Origin of the sequence: Nocardia sp. NPDC004568 (assembly GCF_040609955.1) — a bacterium.
Classification (GTDB): Bacteria; Actinomycetota; Actinomycetes; order Mycobacteriales; family Mycobacteriaceae; genus Nocardia.
In genome coordinates, this window is the sequence record NZ_JBEXLL010000006.1 from 90,277 (window position 1) to 107,596 (window position 17,320).

The 17,320-nt window shown below is 68.7% G+C and carries 14 protein-coding genes; 8 read left to right on the forward strand and 6 right to left on the reverse strand.

Features of this window, described 5'->3' with window-relative positions; genetic code table 11:
- Positions 1–31: 31 nt before the first annotated feature.
- From ABZV91_RS05145 to ABZV91_RS05160, 4 genes are all read right to left on the reverse strand, one after another.
- A complete protein-coding gene (locus ABZV91_RS05145; protein ID WP_355235637.1) occupies positions 32–1,420 on the reverse strand; it encodes a sugar ABC transporter substrate-binding protein in 1,389 nt (462 codons plus the stop codon).
- Complete coding sequence (locus tag ABZV91_RS05150) at positions 1,417–2,304, reverse strand: carbohydrate ABC transporter permease (RefSeq protein WP_355235640.1); 888 nt, start codon at positions 2,302–2,304, stop codon at positions 1,417–1,419. Before ABZV91_RS05150 ends, ABZV91_RS05145 begins: the two co-directional genes overlap by 4 nt.
- Positions 2,301–3,230: a sugar ABC transporter permease gene (locus ABZV91_RS05155; RefSeq protein WP_355235643.1), complete on the reverse strand. Its 930-nt coding sequence runs from the start codon at positions 3,228–3,230 to the stop codon at positions 2,301–2,303. Before ABZV91_RS05155 ends, ABZV91_RS05150 begins: the two co-directional genes overlap by 4 nt.
- 429 nt (positions 3,231–3,659) lie before the next feature.
- The gene (locus ABZV91_RS05160; RefSeq protein WP_355235645.1) at positions 3,660–4,664 is read right to left on the reverse strand and encodes a LacI family DNA-binding transcriptional regulator; all 1,005 of its coding nucleotides are present in this window, start codon (positions 4,662–4,664) and stop codon (positions 3,660–3,662) included.
- 308 nt (positions 4,665–4,972) lie between these two features.
- On the opposite strand from ABZV91_RS05160, the gene ABZV91_RS05165 reads away from it, so the two are divergent.
- From ABZV91_RS05165 to ABZV91_RS05190, 6 genes are all read left to right on the forward strand, one after another.
- Positions 4,973–6,112 (forward strand): cupin domain-containing protein, encoded by a 1,140-nt coding sequence (locus ABZV91_RS05165; protein WP_355235648.1) that lies wholly within the window; start codon positions 4,973–4,975, stop codon positions 6,110–6,112.
- Position 6,113: 1 nt separating this feature from the next.
- Positions 6,114–6,848 (forward strand): alpha/beta fold hydrolase, encoded by a 735-nt coding sequence (locus ABZV91_RS05170; protein WP_355235651.1) that lies wholly within the window; start codon positions 6,114–6,116, stop codon positions 6,846–6,848.
- Entirely contained in the window at positions 6,839–8,161 is a 1,323-nt protein-coding gene (gene hisD, locus ABZV91_RS05175; RefSeq protein ID WP_355235653.1) for a histidinol dehydrogenase, read from the forward strand. Before ABZV91_RS05170 ends, hisD begins: the two co-directional genes overlap by 10 nt.
- A gap of 134 nt (positions 8,162–8,295) precedes the next feature.
- Positions 8,296–9,048, forward strand: coding sequence for an SDR family NAD(P)-dependent oxidoreductase (locus ABZV91_RS05180; RefSeq protein ID WP_355235804.1), 753 nt, complete (start codon positions 8,296–8,298; stop codon positions 9,046–9,048).
- Entirely contained in the window at positions 9,048–9,794 is a 747-nt protein-coding gene (locus ABZV91_RS05185) for an aldolase/citrate lyase family protein (RefSeq protein ID WP_355235656.1), read from the forward strand. Before ABZV91_RS05180 ends, ABZV91_RS05185 begins: the two co-directional genes overlap by 1 nt.
- A gap of 151 nt (positions 9,795–9,945) precedes the next feature.
- The gene (locus ABZV91_RS05190; protein WP_355235658.1) at positions 9,946–10,494 is read left to right on the forward strand and encodes a M15 family metallopeptidase; all 549 of its coding nucleotides are present in this window, start codon (positions 9,946–9,948) and stop codon (positions 10,492–10,494) included.
- Between the two features lie 228 nt (positions 10,495–10,722).
- Here the strand turns inward: ABZV91_RS05190 and ABZV91_RS05195 are convergent, their stop codons facing one another.
- Complete coding sequence (locus tag ABZV91_RS05195; protein ID WP_355235661.1) at positions 10,723–11,955, reverse strand: XRE family transcriptional regulator; 1,233 nt, start codon at positions 11,953–11,955, stop codon at positions 10,723–10,725.
- Positions 11,956–12,169: 214 nt separating this feature from the next.
- On the opposite strand from ABZV91_RS05195, the gene ABZV91_RS05200 reads away from it, so the two are divergent.
- Positions 12,170–12,475, forward strand: a complete 306-nt coding sequence (locus tag ABZV91_RS05200; protein WP_039825256.1) for a hypothetical protein — start codon at positions 12,170–12,172, stop codon at positions 12,473–12,475.
- A gap of 31 nt (positions 12,476–12,506) precedes the next feature.
- Here the strand turns inward: ABZV91_RS05200 and ABZV91_RS05205 are convergent, their stop codons facing one another.
- Positions 12,507–13,394 carry a PAC2 family protein gene (locus ABZV91_RS05205; RefSeq protein ID WP_030521346.1) on the reverse strand — a complete coding sequence of 296 codons (888 nt, stop codon included), beginning with the start codon at positions 13,392–13,394 and terminating at the stop codon, positions 12,507–12,509.
- A 144-nt stretch (positions 13,395–13,538) separates the two neighbouring features.
- On the opposite strand from ABZV91_RS05205, the gene metH reads away from it, so the two are divergent.
- Positions 13,539–17,135 carry a methionine synthase gene (metH, locus tag ABZV91_RS05210; RefSeq protein ID WP_355235665.1) on the forward strand — a complete coding sequence of 1,199 codons (3,597 nt, stop codon included), beginning with the start codon at positions 13,539–13,541 and terminating at the stop codon, positions 17,133–17,135.
- The last annotated feature ends 185 nt before the right edge of the window (positions 17,136–17,320 follow it).

Sequence of the window (17,320 nt, forward strand, 5' to 3'; positions counted from 1 at the left end):
TCGGCTTTCGTGGGGGAGCGAGGGTGATCGCTCAGTCGAGCTCGTCGATCCGGCGGGCCGCGTCGGTGAGTTGCGCGCGCACCTCGTCGCCGTTGGCCATATTGCTGACGGCCACGGCCAGGACATCCATGATCCGGGGCCAATCCAGGTTCATCGGGATGGCGCGGGCGGACTGCAAGGCCTCGTACTGCAGCCGGGGCAGGCCGTTGTTGGCCGCGTTGACCGCGGGATCCAGCATGTTCGAATCGTGCATGGTGATCCCGGTACTCGTCGCCGGTGACGATTTGTCGAGCGTGATGGCGCGTTCGGTCGCCGCGTGGGTCATCCACTTCACGTACTCCCAGGCCGCGCCCTGGTTGTCCGAGGTGTTCATGACCCCGGCCAGCCAGGTGTAGGCGTAGCTCTGCGCCTCGTGGCCGGGGAAGCCCGGCATCGGCGCCACGCCCACATTGCCGGCCAGTTCGGGGGCCGCCTTCGTCGGATTCGCGAAATCCTCCAGATGCCAGGACCAGGTGAACACGGTGGCGGCATCGCCGTTCTGGAAGGCCTTGGTGGCTTCGAGCTCGCCCCAGTTCGAGGATTCCGGCGGGCTGTAGCCCGCGCGGAACGACTCCAGGTACTTCTCGGTCGCGGCCACTCCCGCCGGGGTGTCGAATGCCGCGTCGCCGTTCTCGTCGAGGAGTTCCGCGCCGTTGCTCCACAGCATGGCCAGCCAGGTGTTCAGATTCTGGCCGTTGCGCCGGTTGAACTGACCGGCCACCGGATATTCCGGGGTGGCCCTCTTGATCGTGTCGAGCTGGCGGTAGTACTCGTCCCACGTCGTGGGTGGCTCCAGGCCGAGCTTCGCGTAGATGTCCTTGCGGTAGAACAGGTTGTACGAGAAACCGCGCAGCGGCATCCCGTAGGTCGTCTCCGGATCACCGGCGGACGCGGCCTCCTCGAACGGGCCGGAGAAATCGTCCATGGTCACCCCGTGGGCGGCCATCGCCTCGTTGAGCGGCTGGACCCCGATCTTCAGCGACGGACCCCAGGCATCCGGCCAGATGAGCGCGTCGTAGGTGCCGCCGCCGATGGCGCTCTCGGCCACGATCTTCTGCAGGTAGGCCGCGTACGGGATATTCGACCATTCGACCTCGATACCGGTGCGTTCGGTGAATTCCGCGGTCCGCTGGTGCAGGGCGGCGAACTGGGGCACGGTGGCACAGCAGGTGAGGAGGCGGATCGTGGTGCCGTCGTAGGGTTTGCCGTCGAGCAGGCCGTCGGGCCCCACCGGCGCCGTCGCGACCTGGTCCATCAGGCTCTTGGTCTCCGGGGCGCTGGTACAGCCGCCGGCCAGGACGGCCAGCACGGTCGCGAAGACCAGGGCCAGGACAGCGCGTCCCCGTCTCGTGTGTTCCGGTCGTCCGGACAGCACCCTCACTTGACTGCTCCTAGGGTCATGCCCTGCGCGAAGTGCTTACGCACCAGCGTCGCCAGGACGATCATCGGCACCATCACCAGCAGGCCGGCCGCCGCCATCTGGCCCCACAGCACCCCGTCGGGCTGATCCAGCGTCATCAGCGAGACCGGAAGGGTGACCGCGTTGCTGCGGGCCAGAAAGGTCGGGAAGAGGAATTCGTTCCAGGACAGCAGGAACGAGAACACCACGCCGACGAAGATTCCCGGCGCGGCCAGCGGCGTGACCACGCGCCACAGCAGGGTGAGCTGGCCGCAGCCGTCGAGGCGGCCGGCCTCCTCGATCTCGACGGGCAGGCCGTCGACGAAGCCCTTGAGCAACCAGGTGTTGTAGGGCACCACGATGGCCAGGTTGGTGACGATCAGCGCGAGATGGGTATCCAGCAGGCCCAGGTCGCGGTACATGGTCAGGAAGGGCAGCGCGATGGCGACACCCGGGATGAACTGGGTCGCGACGATGCCCAGCAGGATCGGTTTCGCGCCGGGGAACTTGTACCGGGAGAAACCGTAGGCGGCCAGCATGGACAGCGGTACCGCGATCACGGTGGTGACCACGGCGACGATGACGCTGTTCCACATCGGCCCCACCAGATCGTTCTGGCCGCCGATGATCGCCCGGAAGTTGTCGAGCGAGGGGCGGAACAGTACCGAGGTGGAGAACACCTCGCGGTCCGGTTTGAACGCGGTGAGTGTGAGCCACAGGATCGGGAACATCACGAAGAACAGGATCGCGAGGGTCCCGAGCAGCCGCAGCAGGCTGCCGGCCCGCCCGAGCGGCGAGGGACCGCGGCGGACCGCCTTCGGGGCCGGGGGCGCGGCGGTGGGAACGGATTCGAGGGTGTCGGTCATTTCTGCTCCTGCCGACCCATGAGGATCAGGTATCCGGTGGCGAGCACGCCCAGCACGACGACCAGGATCCACGAGACGGCCGAGGCGTAGCCGATATCGAGGAAGGTGAAGCCCTGCTCGTAGGCGAAGAAGTTCAGGGTTTCGGTGGCCCGGCCCGGACCGCCGCCCGTGGTGGTGACGACCTGGTCGAACATCTTCACCGACCAGACTGCCTTGAGGAATACGACGATCAGGATCAGCGGCCGCAGCAGCGGGAAATTGATCCGCCAGAATTCCTGCCAGGGGTTGGCGCCGTCGACCCGCGCGGCGTCGCGGATCTCCGGTGAGATGGAACCGAGGCCGCCGAGGAACATGAGCGCGATGAGCGGCGCCCAGCCCCAGATCTCGCTCAGGGTCACCACGACCAGCGCCCAGAACGGTTCACCGAGCCAGTTGATGTCCCGGGTGAACGGCAGCAGGGTGTCGAGCATGTCGTCGTAGACGCCGTAGTCGGGGTTGAACATGAATCGCCAGGAGTAGCCTTTGAGCGCGGGGGCGATGGCGAACGGCAGGATGAGCAGCGCCTTGGTGAGACCGTTCAACCAGGTCGCCTTGTTCAGGATCAGCGCCATGATCAGGCCCAGTCCGACCGACAGCACCACCGACATGACGGTGAAGAGCACGGTCACCCAGACCGCGTTGTGGAAGGTGTCGTCGGTCAGCGCCTTGGTGTACTGCGCGAGTCCCACGAACTGCTCGGGTTCGCGGGTCTCGTTCACCCGCCAGTGCCGGAAGCTGTTCACCAGGGCGACGCCCAGCGGGTAGATCGTCGTGAGGACGATGGCCACGAGGGCGGGGGCCAGATGCGCGTACGGCACGCCGATCCGGCGCCAGGCGGAATGTCCGCGGCGGCCCGGCCGGGCGGGCGGCGCGGTGGTGGCCGTCATCGCCGGATCCGCGACCGCGGCGGACAGGAGGTCGGGGCGCCGGGGGCGGCGAGTGGCTCGGCCCGGTGGGGGCGGCTCGGCTTCACTCTGAACTCCTTCGGATTGTGATCCCACAGGACGGGGGAGAGGGAGGGGAGGCGGCGCGGTGTAACGCGGCTCTCAGTGTCCGGTGAGTGTATGCGTATGTATTCGAGAAAGACAAGGGGTGGTGCCACGCCGCCCGGGTAAGGTTTACATACCCGTCACCTCGTAGTTGCCGCCTTCACCAGTCCCGGAGCGGGCTGCTGGGCTGGGGTGCCGGCCCTCTGGATCGTGGCAGCGGCGGCCTCGTCGAGCGAGGTCATGATACGTATGCACGAACCGCTCGGAGGCGTGCCGGACCCATACCGGTGTGGCCGGTGCCGGGCGTCGGAAACGGCGCCGGCGCTGTTACGGGCGCGGGGCGGAAACGGTGGCGCGTTCGATCAGCTGGGGCATCATGACAATGCGTCGCGGGGCGTCGTCGCTGTTCTTTTTTTCGAGACGCTCGACGAGCAGGCGGGCGGCCGCCGCGGCCATCGCGTCGAGGTCGTGACCCACGGTGGTCAGGCGGAACGCCTCCCACTCGGCCATCGGAATATTGTCGAAGCCGATGATGCCGATGTCCCCGGGGATGCTAACGCCCCTGGCCAGGGCGGCGTTGAGCGCCCCGATCGCGACGACATCGTTACCGCAGAACACCGCGGTCGGGCGCGGGTCGGCGTCGAGGAGTTCCAGCATCGCCCGGTAGCCGGTCTCGAACTCGAACGGGCCCCGGCGCGTGAACACACTCGGTAGCGCGATCCCCGCCTCGGCGAGTGCGGCGCGGAAGCCGGTCTCCCGGTCGCGGCCGGTGCTGGTGGTGGCGGGGCCGAAGATTCCGGCGATCTGGCGGTGACCGTGCGCGGTGAGATGGTTCGCCGCCAGGCGGCCGCCGAGCTCGTTGTCCACCACCGCGGCGTCGGCGGCGTGCGGGGTGCTCTCGCGGTTCAGGAAGACGAACGGCAGTCGGCGGCGCTGCAACTCCCCCGGGAGCAGCGAGTCGATATTGCTGGTCAGCAGGACCGCGCCGTCGATCGAGCCGTCCACCAGTTGTTCGAGCGAGACCTGGTTGTCCGACCGTTCGGTGAACACCATCATCCGGTAGGAGTGCTGCTCGAGCTCGTCGTGCAGTGGGCCCAGGAGATGGGGGTAGAACGGGTTGGTCAGATCGCTGACCATGATGCCGATCCGTCGGGTCCGTCGGGTCACCAGGCTGCGCCCGGCTTCGCTGGGCACATATCCCAGGGCGGCCACCGCCTCCTGCACCCGGGCCCGGGTCTCCTCGGCGACCCGCGGATCGCCGCGCAGCGCGCGCGAGACGGTCGGCTGCGATACGCCTGCCAGTCGTGCGACATCGCGGCTCGTGATCGGCATGGATCTCCCTGATCGGGTGCGCGGCCGCGCGGAAGCGGCCGGTGCGGTTGTGTGAATACGAATCTTAGTCGATGCGGGCGGGTCTGCTGTCGCCTGCTGGCCGGCGACGGAACCGGTCGTCCCGAAGCGGCGAATAGCCCCGATGATCGGCGAAAACGGGATGGATTGCGATCCGGATCGGTTGTCCGGCGTTGACACAGAGGGCCTGTTCCGGCACGATGCATACGTATAAATCATCATCGTATTCGCGATTCCCGTGGTTGCGCCGCCCGCCGTGCCGAGCGCCCACCGTGAGAAGAAGAGGTCCTATGTCTGCCGAAGTCACCGTCACCGCCGAGGAGCTGGACCGGTACACCATCCGGCGCACCGACTTCGTGTCCTGCAACCAGGCGTTCATCGATTGCCGGACACCCGGCTCGGACCGCAAGGAGAACTACTCGATGATCGGGCGCGGCGTGAGCCAGAGCGCCGGTCAGGTGGTCAACCTGCGGGAACCGCACGGTTTCCAGATCGGCGCGGCCGCGATGCCCCACGGGGTCACCAACAACCTGCACCTGCACTTCACCGCCGAGGTCTTCCTGTGCTTCAAGGGTGAGTACCTGCTGCGCTGGGGCGCGCAGGGGGAGCAGGGTGAACTCGTGCTCCGGGAAGGTGAGATCGCCTCCATCCCGACCTGGATCTTCCGCGGCTTCACCAATATCGGCCCCGACGACGGTTTTCTGTTCACCGCGCTCGGCATGGACGACACCGGCGGGATCATCTGGGGGCCCTCGGTCCTCGAGGACGCCAAGGGCCACGGCCTCTACCTCACCGCGGACAACACACTCGTCGATACCGTCGCCGGGGACGAGATCCCGGAGGGTGTCGAACTGGTCGAGCCGATCAGTGACGAGCAGATCGCGGCGTTGCGTCCGTTCACGGTCGACCAGATGCGGGAACGGATCGCGACCCCGGACAACATCGAATGGTCCCGGCGCGCGCTGCTCGATTCCGCGCTGCCCGGCGGCGGGGTCGAACTCGGTCTGGTGATCGGCTACGGCATGACCGAGGACGCGACCCAGGTGCCGCGGATCCACAATCCGCACGGGCACAATATCGCGTGGCTGCGCGCCGAACCGGGCGCCGGTATCTCCGCGCACCGGCATGCCGAACGTCAAGTGCTCATGGTCAAGGACGGCGAATGGGAGGTCACCCTCAATCGCGGCGTCGACGCCCGCACCGTCCGGCTGGGCGAGTGGGACATGCTGTCGGTCCCGGCCGGCGCCTACCGGTCGATCCGGAACGTGGGCGAGCGGACCGGGCTGCTGCTCGTGGTCAACAGCGGTGACGGCCGGGTCCGGCTGACCTGGGACGAGGAGGTCGTCAAGGCGGCGGCCGACGCCGGCGACGCCCTCGACCACAACGGCTACCTCGCGCCGTACGCGCTGGTGCCACGCCGGAAGCGCTGAGATGACCGCCGAGATACCCGTCGTATTCGTCCCGGGCATGCTGTGCGACGCGCAGCTGTGGGCGGAGGTGGACCCCGGGCCGGGCTTTCACGCGGTGGCGGGCGCCATCGATGCGCCGTCCCTCGCCGGGATGGCCGAACAGGTGCTGAGCGCGGTGGACGGGCCCTTCGTCCTGGCCGGACTCAGCCTGGGCGCGATCGCCGGGTTCGAGGTACTGCGCCGGGCGCCGGAGCGGGTGCTCGGATTCTGCGCGATATCGACGAATCCGCACGCCCCGACCGCCACCCAGTACCGCTCCTGGCACGATATGGCCTTCCGGAGCACCCGCGGGGAGTTCGAGACGGTGGTGCGCGAGGTCATCGCCCCCACTATGTTCGGCGAACTGTCCGGCACACCCGAACTGGTCGACCGCTTCGTCGCCATGGCACTGCGCGTCGGGCCGGCCCGATTCCAGAGCCAGCTGCGGGCCCAGGCCGACCGTTTCGATTCGGTCCCGTCCCTGGGTGCCGTGCGCTGTCCGACCCTGGTCGTCTCCGCGGACGACGACGCCCTGTGCCCCCGCGAATACCACCGCACCATCGCCGCGGCCATCGAAGACTCCCGCTTCGAGACGATCGCCGGCGCCGGTCATCTGTGCACCTGGGAAGTGCCGCACCGAATTTCCGCACTTCTGAGCGAGTGGCTGCCGGCCGTCGCTCGGTACCGAATCATCCGACAGGAGTCGACATGCCCGTAGTTCTGAAGAAGCCGGTCCCGGCCGAAGTGGTCCGCCAGGACCGCTCCGAGGTGGGTGAACGCGTCGCCGCGATCCTCGAGGACATCCGGCTCGGCGGCGACGCCGCGGTGCGCAGGTATTCCGAGCAGTTCGACAAGTGGAGTCCCGAATCGTTCCGGCTCTCCCAGGACCGGATCGAGGAGATCATCACCACGCTGCCCGCACAGGTCGTCGAGGACATCGAATTCGTCCAGCGGCAGGTGCGCACCTTCGCGCAGCACCAGCGCGATTCGCTCACCGATTTCGAGGTCGAGACGCTGCCGGGCGTGCACCTCGGGCAGAAACATATTCCGATCGACCGGGTCGGCGCGTATGTGCCCGGCGGCCGCTACCCGCTCACCGCCTCGGCCCATATGACCATCGTGACCGCGAAGGTCGCCGGGGTACCGAGCGTGGCCGCCTGCACCCCGCCCATCCGGGGCGAGATCCCGGCGGCGACCGTCGCCGCCATGCATCTGGCCGGGGCCGACGAGATCTACCTGCTCGGCGGTGTCCAGGCCGTGGGTGCGCTCGCCCGCGGCACCGAAACCATCGACCGGGTCGATCTGCTCGCCGGACCGGGTAACGCCTATGTCGCCGAGGCCAAACGGCAGCTCTTCGGCGAGGTCGGCATCGACCTGTTCGCCGGGCCCACCGAAATCCTGATCATCGCCGACGACGCCGCCGATCCGTTCGTCGTCGCGGTCGATCTGCTCTCCCAGGCCGAACACGGCCCGGATTCGCCCGCGGTACTGATCACCACCTCCGAGACGCTGGGCCAGCGGGTCCTCGACCATATCGAGACACTGCTGCCGGGTATGCCTACCGCGGATTTCGCGGCGCCGGCCTGGCGCGACCACGGCGAGATCATCGTGGTCGACTCCCTGGACGAGGCCTACGCACTCGCCGACACCTATGCCAGCGAGCACGTCGAGGTACTGACCCGCGCACCGCGCGAGGCACTGGAGAAGATGACCAACTACGGCGGCCTGTTCCTCGGTGAGGGCACCTGTGTCTCCTACGGCGACAAGGTGATCGGGACCAACCATGTGCTGCCGACCCGCGGCTCGGCCCGCTACACCGGCGGCCTGTGGGTGGGTAAGTACCTGAAGACGGTCACCTATTCCGAGGTCGTCGACCAGGCGTCGAGTGCGCGGCTGGGTGAGGTGTGCGGCCGGGCCGCGCGCGTCGAACTGTTCGAGGGGCATGCGCGCTCGGGTGATGTGCGGGCCGCCAAGTACGCGGGCGCCGAGCTGCCGTGGGCAGGCGGCATCTACGCCGGAGCGAACTCGTGAGCGGTGCCCCGCGCGCCGCGGCGGGTGGTCCGGTTTCCGGGCGCGGGGGAGATGCCGCCGGAGCGCGCGAGATCGCCGACCCTGCTGCCGGAGCGCGCGGACCGGTGCCGGCGAACCTGTCCACGGATGACCCGATCACCGGCCGTACCGCACTGGTCACCGGTGGCGGCAGCGGGCTGGGTGCGGCCATCGCCTCGGCCTTGGCCGGCGCGGGCGCCCGGGTGATAGCGGTCGGGCGGGACCGGGACAAACTCGACCGGGTCGTGGCGCGGAATCCGGAGTCGATGCGGGCCGCGGTCTGCGATGTCACGGCCCCGGAATCGGTGACCGCGCTGGCCGCCGAACTCGCCGGCGAGGACGTCTCCATCCTGATCAACAATGCGGGCGTACCGGGCCCGGTCGCACCGCTCACCGAGATCGACCCCGATGAGTGGGACGACGTCTTCGCGGTCAATGTGCGCGGGGTGTACCTGCTGTGCCGCGCCTTCGTCCCGGCGATGGCCGCCGCGGGTCGCGGTGACGTGATCAACCTGGCGTCGGTCTCCGGCAAGCGGCCACTGGCCCGGCGCACGCCCTACTGCGCGTCCAAAATGGCGGTCATCGGGCTCACCACCACGCTGGCCGCCGAGGTCGGGCCGCTGGGGGTGAACGTGAACTCGCTCTCGCCCGGTCCGGTGAACAGCGCCCGGATGCACCGTAACTTCCGGCTCGAGGCCGCACGGACCGGGACCACCTACGAGGAGGCCGAACAGGCATTTGTCTCCCGGGCCGCGCTCGCGCGCATGGTCACCGAGGACGAGGTGGCCCGCGCGGTCCTGGCGATGCTGGCGATGCCCGGTCTCTGCGCCGCCGATATCGACCTGTCGGCCGGAATGGTGGCCCGCTGATGACGGCGATGAAACAGCGCCTGCACGACGGTGAGCGGCTGCTCGGGGCGCTGGTCCGGATGCCCGCGGAGGAACTCGTCGAGATGGCGGGGGTCGCCGGATTCGACTATGTCCTGATCGACTGCGAACACGGCCCCGCCGACCTGATCCCGTTACGACAGCACATCGCCGCCGCCCAGGTGCACGGCATGGATGTGCTCGTGCGGGTGGGTCAGCGGGAACCGGCGCTGATCCAGCGGGTCCTCGACCACGGCGCCGCCGGAGTGGTGGTACCCCATATCGACGACGCCGGGCAGGCCGCTGCGGTGGTCCACGCGGCGCGGTACCCACCGGTGGGTGATCGCGGTTTCGCGACCTACGGCCGGGCGGGCCGGTACGGGACGCGGACCGCGGCCGACCATCTCGCCGCCGATGCGCGGGAAACGCTCGTCATCGCCATGATCGAATCCACGGCGGGTTGTCGCAATGCCGCGCAGATCGTGGCAACGCCCGGGGTCGACGGCCTGATGGTCGGCCCGGCCGATCTCGCGGTGTCCATGGGTGCGAACGGTCCGGCCGACCCGGCCGTCCTGGCCGAAATCGAGAAGGTCCACGCGGTCGTCGCCGATCAGGGGCGGATCCGGCTCGACATCGTCTCCAGTGATCAGCGGGCCGCCGCGGCGTTCGATGCGGGCGCGGGCCTGGTGGTCATCAACCTCACGCATGTGCTGATGGAGATGTTCGCGAGGTTGCGGTCGGTGCGGTGAGTCGCCGGAGGTGCAAGAGCGTGTCAGGGCGTGCCACGGAGGGATCCGATCGGTAGGACGGGTGACGAGTGCATGGCTTCCGGGTCACGTTTGTGCAGCTCAGGGGTAATTCCAGCGAGATCGGCGAGTGCGCGCCGATAGGATCCTCGTCATGATCGACCCCGCGCGCCTGCTGCCCCGCCGCATCGCTGTGACGGCCGCGATCCTGGCGGCCACGGCCGCCGGACCGGTACTGGGCGCCGCGCCCGCCACCGCCGCGCCCGCGGCCCCCACTCCCGCACCGGCGTTCCCGGTCCCGCCGCTCACCGAGGTGGCCGCGGCGGGCACCGAGGGCCTGGACCCGCTGCTGGCCCTGGCCTACACCATGGCCGAACAGGAGGCACACGCCCGCGGTGTGCCGATGACGATCAACTCGGGCTACCGTTCGCCCGAGGAGCAGCGGGCGATGTGGGAAGAGGGGCTGCGCACCTACGGGAGTCCGGAGGAGACCCGGCGCTGGGTGCTGCCCCCGGAGGAATCCACCCATGTCACCGGCCGGGCCGTCGATATCGCGCCCCGGGAGGGCGCCGCGTGGCTGGAGGCCAACGGCAACCGCTGGGGGCTGTGCCGGACCTTCGACAACGAATGGTGGCATTTCGAGTTGCAGACCCTGCCGGGTACGCCGTGTCCGCCGCGGGTGCCCGACGCTGCCCATCGGTGACCGGGGGATGTGTGGCACGTGACCACCGTGACGACGAACGGTGGGAATTCGGGGCCGCCTTGCCCGGCTTCCGGAAGTGGCGTACCGGGTGAGCCGGGCGGCGCCGATCCGTGGACTGTGCCGGCCCCGCGGCTGCCGGTGATGGATTGCCGAGTCGGGCGGCCCGCCCGTCCGCGCGCCGACTCCCGCGCACTCCACGTGGAGGCTCCCGGCGCGTCCGACGTGGATTCAGACACCCGAGAGCGACCGGAGCTCGTCGAGGAAAGCGCGGGTCCGCGGATCACCGGGGAAATTCTCCACCAGTTCCTGCGCCACCTCGCTGCCGATGCACAGCAGCGAGGGCAGGGATCGCCGCTTCGCCTCGAACGCCCGCCGCCCCTGCGCCACCGCCAGTTCCAGATCGCGCCCGCGGGCGGCGACCACGGCCAGGGTGAGGTGGGCTTCGGCGACCCGCATCGGATTGCGTACCGAACCATCCAGGGACACCGAATCGGCCAGCACCGCTTGTGCGTACATCTCGGCGCGCGCATCGTCGCCGACGACCCGGGAGCAGTCCATGGCGTAGAAATCGAACTTCTGCGGGTCCACCACGAAATGATTCTCGAGATCCTCGGGGTGGCCGAGCCGGTTCAGCAGGGTACGGCCCTCGGCCAGGGCGGCGTCCACCGCCGCGCGATCGCCCAGCCGCGCCCAGGCTTTCGCGCGCTGGGCGGCCAACTGCACACCGACCCCGCTGGCCGCGCATTCCGCCGGCACCGCTTCGGCCGCCTGGATGACCCCGCGATGATTGCCCTGGGTCAGCGCGAACCAGGCCGCCAGTTCCGAACTCCAGCCGATGATCTCGGTGTGCCCGGCTTCCTGGCCCAGCGACCGGGCCGCGCGCCGGGTGGCCTCGGCGCTGCTGCGCCGGCCGAGATCGTATTCGAGACAGCCGAGCAGCAGTGCCACCCAGCCGGCCAGCTCCAGGACCTCTTTGTGCTGGGCCAGGGTGAGCCGGCTGTCGAGTAGCGCGGCGATCCGGCGCAGCCAGCCCGCGGCCTCGAGGTGGAGTTCGTGCGGATCGGTGGAGGCGTAGTCACAGCACAGCCGCTGCGCGGTGATCCGTACCGCGTCCAGGGTGGCGCTCGAAATATCGGACATCCGAAGGCGTCCCATGAATTCGAGCGTGTCCATCCCGGTGGCGGTGAGCAATTCGTCGTCGCGGCTCGGGCGGGCCTTCGGGAAGAACGCGGCGGCCACCGAATCGAAGGCGGACGCGATGAGGGGCGCGTAGAAATCGTCGGGTCGTGATTCGCCGGATTCCCAACGCCGCCAATTGCGTAGCAGGGTGCTGTCGGTCGGGAGATTGTGCGACGACTTGGCGCGCAGGGCACGGACGGCGTCCGCCTGTGACCACCCACGCGCATCGCGTTCCGAGCGCATCCGGATGGCCCACAGCGGACGATCTTCAGCAGCAGTCACGCGGCCAGTATTGCACCAGCAAACTTTCCGTGGACCCCAGAGGGCATCCAGATGTCCCCCGCATGACCTCTTCTGCCGTCGTCACGGTTGGGTCATGCTCGAATCGGACCGGCTTCGTACCGGTTCAAGCAACACCCCCGCGAATGCGGGGAGGAGATCCCGGAGCAGGAAATGGTTCCCCGCCCCCGTGTGGGGAAGGATTCAGGAGGTTCGGGTGGAAGCGTTGGTATACGGGTATTTACGCGACGATCTGGCCGCGGGCGACGGTGACGATATGGAGGCCGCGCTACGTGAGCTGGCGCAGGCCCGCGGACTGTGCTTCGCCGCGACGTTCCACGAATCCCGCCCCGGTGACGGGACGGCGTTCGCCGAACTGACCCGGGAACTCCAGCGGGCGGACGCCCATCACGTGGTGGTCCCCTCGCTCGATCACCTCACCGGCCAGACGATCCCACGCGAACTGCTCATCGCGAAACTGGCCAGTGATGCCGCCGCCCGCATCTGGTCGGTGGCCGGCTGAACCGAGGACCCGGCGGCCCGGCGTACCCCCCTCAGCGCCCGAAGCCGCCGGGTCCTCGTCTGCGCAGGTACTTCTCGAATTCGGCGGCCAGGGCGTCGCCATCGATCTTGGCCATCACCTCGTTGACGTCGATCGCGGCGTCGCCGCGCTCCTCCAGCGAATGCACGTATTCGGCGATCTCGTCGTCGGCGACGGTCATCTCGTTCACCGTCGACTCCCACTCCTCGGCCTGCTGCGGCAGTTCCCGCAGCGGCACCTCGATATCGAGGACATCCTCGACCCGGTGCAGCAAGGCGATCGTCGCCTTCGGGTTCGGCGGTTGCGACACGTAGTGCGGCACCGCGGCCCAGAACGACACCGCCGGGACCCCGGCCTTCACACACTGGTCCTGGAGCACTCCGGTGATCCCGGTGGGCCCCTCGTAGCGGGTCTGCTCGAGGCCGAACTGCTCGGCCGCCTCCTTGCTGTAGGCCGAACCCGTGACCGGCACCGGCCGGGTGTGCGGGGTATCGGCGAGCAGCGCTCCGAGGATCACCACGGTCTGCACGCCGAGCTGATCGATGAACTCCAGCAGGTCCGCGCAGAAGCGCCGCCACCGCATATTCGGTTCGATCCCGCGTAACAGCACCACGTCGCGATCGCTGCCGGGCGGGGAGCACACCGACAGGACGGTCGCCGGCCAGACGATCTCCCGGGTGACGCCCTCCACCTGCCGGACCATCGGCCGGTTCACCTGGTAGTCGTAATAGTCCTCGGAATCGAGTTCGGCCAGCGGCCGCGCATCCCAGATCAACTCCAGATGCTCCACCGCGCCGCTGGCGGCGTCACCAGCGTCGTTCCAGCCTTCGAAGGCCGCAACGAGCACGGGGTCGCGCAGTGCGGGCAGTTCCCGATCCACCGGAGATTCACTCGAGCTCACCCCTGCCAGCCTACGGGGCGGGGCGCCACCGGCGCGCAGTATCGGTCCCGCCGCGCCTGTCGGTGGTGTCGCCGATTGTGGTCGCCCGCACAGGGCAGGAAGCAGGGCGCCACCGTGACGGAGGCGCACACTAGTCTGGAATCCATGTCTGCCTCCCGCTCCGCCGAGTTCGATACCACGTTGCTCGACACTCTCACCAGGCGTGTCGTGATCGGTGACGGCGCGATGGGCACGATGCTGCAGGCCGTGGACCTGACGCTCGACGATTTCCGCGGGCTGGAGGGCTGCAACGAAATCCTCAACGACACCCGCCCCGAGGTCCTGCGGCATATCCATCGTTCCTATTTCGAGGCCGGCGCCGATGCCGTGGAGACCAATACCTTCGGCTGCAACCTGCCCAACCTGGGCGACTACGGGATCGCCGACCGGATCCGGGACCTCTCGGAGAAGGGCACCCGGCTGGCCCGCGAGGTCGCCGACGAGATGGGACCGGGCCCCGACGGCGTGCCGCGGTACGTGCTCGGTTCCCTGGGCCCCGGCACCAAACTGCCCACCCTCGGCCACGCGCCGTACGCGGACCTGCGCGACGCCTACACCGAGGCCGCGCTCGGCATGCTCGACGCCGGCGCCGACGCGGTCCTGATCGAGACCTGCCAGGATCTGCTCCAGGTCAAGGCCGCGATCAACGGCACCCGGCGGGCGATGGAGCGGGCCGGGCGCCGGATCCCGATCATCACCCACGTCACGGTGGAGACCACCGGCACCATGCTGGTCGGCAGTGAGATCGGCGCGGCGCTGACCGCGCTCGAACCGCTGGGTATCGACCTGATCGGCCTCAACTGCGCCACCGGCCCGGACGAGATGAGCGAACATCTGCGCTACCTGTCCCAGCACGCGCGCATCCCGGTGTCGGTGATGCCGAACGCGGGCCTGCCGGTACTCGGCGCGCACGGCGCCGAGTACCCGCTGACCCCGGAAGAGCTGGCCACCGCGCTGCGCGGTTTCGTCGCCGATTACGGCCTGGCCCTGGTCGGTGGCTGCTGCGGTACCACCCCGGAACATATCCGTCAGGTGGCCGAGGCGGTCCGGGAGGTCGAGACCGGGCTGGCGCCGATCGGGCAGCGCCGTTCGCCCGAGCCCGAGCCGAGTATCTCGAGCATGTACACCGCGGTGCCGTTCCGGCAGGACGCCAGTGTGCTGATGATCGGGGAACGCACCAACGCCAACGGTTCGAAGGCGTTCCGGGAGGCCATGCTCGCCCAGGACTGGGCGAAATGCCTGGATATCGCCAAGGACCAGACCCGCGACGGCGCCCATATGCTCGACCTCTGCGTCGACTACGTGGGCCGCGACGGCACCGCCGATATGTCGGAACTGGCGTCCCGGCTGGCCACCGCCTCCACCCTGCCGATCATGCTCGACTCCACCGAGACGCCGGTGCTGCGCGCGGGACTGGAACACCTGGGCGGGCGCTGCGCGGTGAACTCGGTGAACTACGAGGACGGTGACGGCCCGGATTCCCGGTTCCAGCAGACCATGGCCCTGGTCGCCGAACACGGCGCCGCGGTGGTCGCGCTGACCATCGACGAAGAGGGGCAGGCCCGCACCGCCGAGCACAAGGTCGCCATCGCCGAACGGCTCATCGCCGATATCACCGGTAACTGGGGTCTGCGCGAGAGCGACATCATCATCGACACCCTCACCTTCACCCTGGGCACCGGGCAGGAGGAGTCGCGTCGCGACGGCCTGGAGACCATCGAGGCCATCCGGGAACTCAAACGCCGGCACCCCGAGGTGCAGACCACGCTGGGCCTGTCCAATATCTCCTTCGGCCTCAACCCCGCCGCCCGCCAGGTGCTGAACTCGGTGTTCATGCACGAATGCGTGCAGGCCGGCCTGGACAGCGCCATCGTGCACGCGTCGAAAATCCTGCCGATGAGCAGGATTCCGGACGAGCAGCGGGAGACGGCCCTGGACCTGGTCTACGACCGCCGCCGCGAAGGCTACGACCCGCTGCAGAAGCTCATGCAGCTGTTCGAGGGTGTGTCCACGGCCGACTCCCGCGCCTCGCGGGCCGACGAGCTGGCCGCGCTGCCGCTGTTCGACCGGCTCGAGCGGCGCATCGTCGACGGCGAGCGGGCCGGGATGGAGGCCGACCTGGACGAGGCCATGCGGGAAGTGCCGCCGCTGAAGATCATCAACGAGACCCTGCTGTCGGGGATGAAAACCGTCGGTGAGCTGTTCGGGTCCGGGCAGATGCAGTTGCCGTTCGTGCTGCAGTCGGCCGAGGTCATGAAAGCAGCGGTCGCCCACCTGGAACCGCATATGGAGGCCACCGACGACAGCGGTAAAGGTCGCGTCGTCCTCGCCACGGTCAAGGGCGATGTGCACGATATCGGCAAGAACCTGGTGGACATCATCCTGTCCAACAACGGCTACGAGGTGGTGAACCTCGGCATCAAACAGCCCATCGCGACCATCCTCGATGCCGCCCTGGACAAGAAGGCCGATGTGATCGGCATGTCCGGGCTGCTGGTGAAATCCACCGTGGTGATGAAGGAGAACCTCGAGGAGCTCAACTCCCGCGGGGTCGCCGACCAGTTCCCGGTGCTGCTCGGTGGCGCCGCGCTCACCCGGTCCTATGTGGAGAACGATCTCACCGACGTCTACGACGGCGAGGTGCACTACGCCCGCGACGCTTTCGAGGGCCTGCGGCTGATGGACGAGATCATGTCGCAGAAGCGCGGTGACGGCCCCGATCCGGACAGCCCGGAGGCGGTGGCCGCACGCGAGAAGGCGGCCGAACGCAAAGCGCGGCACGAGCGCTCGCGCCGGATCGCCGAACAGCGACGGGCGGCCGAGACGCCGGTCGAGGTGCCCGCCCGCTCGGACGTGGCCGCCGACCTGCCGGTCCCGGTGCCGCCGTTCTGGGGCACCCGGGTGATCAAAGGTCTCCCGGTGCACGAGTACTCCGGGTTGCTGGACGAACGGGCGCTGTTCCTCGGCCAGTGGGGGTTGCGCGGTCAGCGCGGCGGTGACGGTCCCAGCTACGAGGAACTGGTGGAATCCGACGGCCGGCCCCGGCTGCGGGCCTGGCTGGACGAGCTCAGCACCCAGGGCGTGCTGCAGCACGCCGCGGTGGTGTACGGCTATTTCCCGGCGGTGTCCGAGGGCGACGACGTCGTCGTGCTCACCGAACCGGAACCCGACGCGCCGCAGCGTCACCGGTTCACCTTTCCGCGCCAGCAGCGCGACCGGTTCCTGTGCGTTGCCGATTTCCTCCGCTCGCGTGAGCGGGCCCGCGAGACCGGGCAGGTGGACGTGCTGCCGTTCCAGCTGGTCACCATGGGGCAGCCGATCGCCGATTACGCCAACCAGCTCTTCGCCGACGACAACTACCGGGACTATCTGGAGGTGCACGGCATCGGGGTGCAGCTCACCGAGGCGCTCGCCGAGTACTGGCATCGGCGTATCCGCGAGGAACTCACCCTGGAGGGCCACGCGATCGCGGAGTCCGATCCGACCGATATCGCCGACTACTTCTCCCTCGGTTATCGCGGTGCCCGTTACTCGTTCGGGTACGGCGCGTGCCCGGATCTCGAGGATCGCGCCAAATTGGTGGACCTGCTCGACGCCGGGCGACTCGGGGTCACGCTGTCGGAGGAACTGCAGCTGCATCCCGAGCAGTCCACCGACGCGTTCGTCCTGTTGCATCCGGAGGCGAAGTACTTCAATGTGTGAGCCCGGATAAACCTGCCAGCAATGTGATTGTCGTCACTCGTGGGACGGCCCGGCTGCCCCACGCCGCCGTCAGAGATCGAAAACGCAGGTGATCGGGGTGCGGCGGGGTCGGTAAACCCCTACTGCCCGCGCGGCTTCCGGGTGCCGGAGCGTAGGATTTCCGGGAATTTCCGCTGAGGTTACCG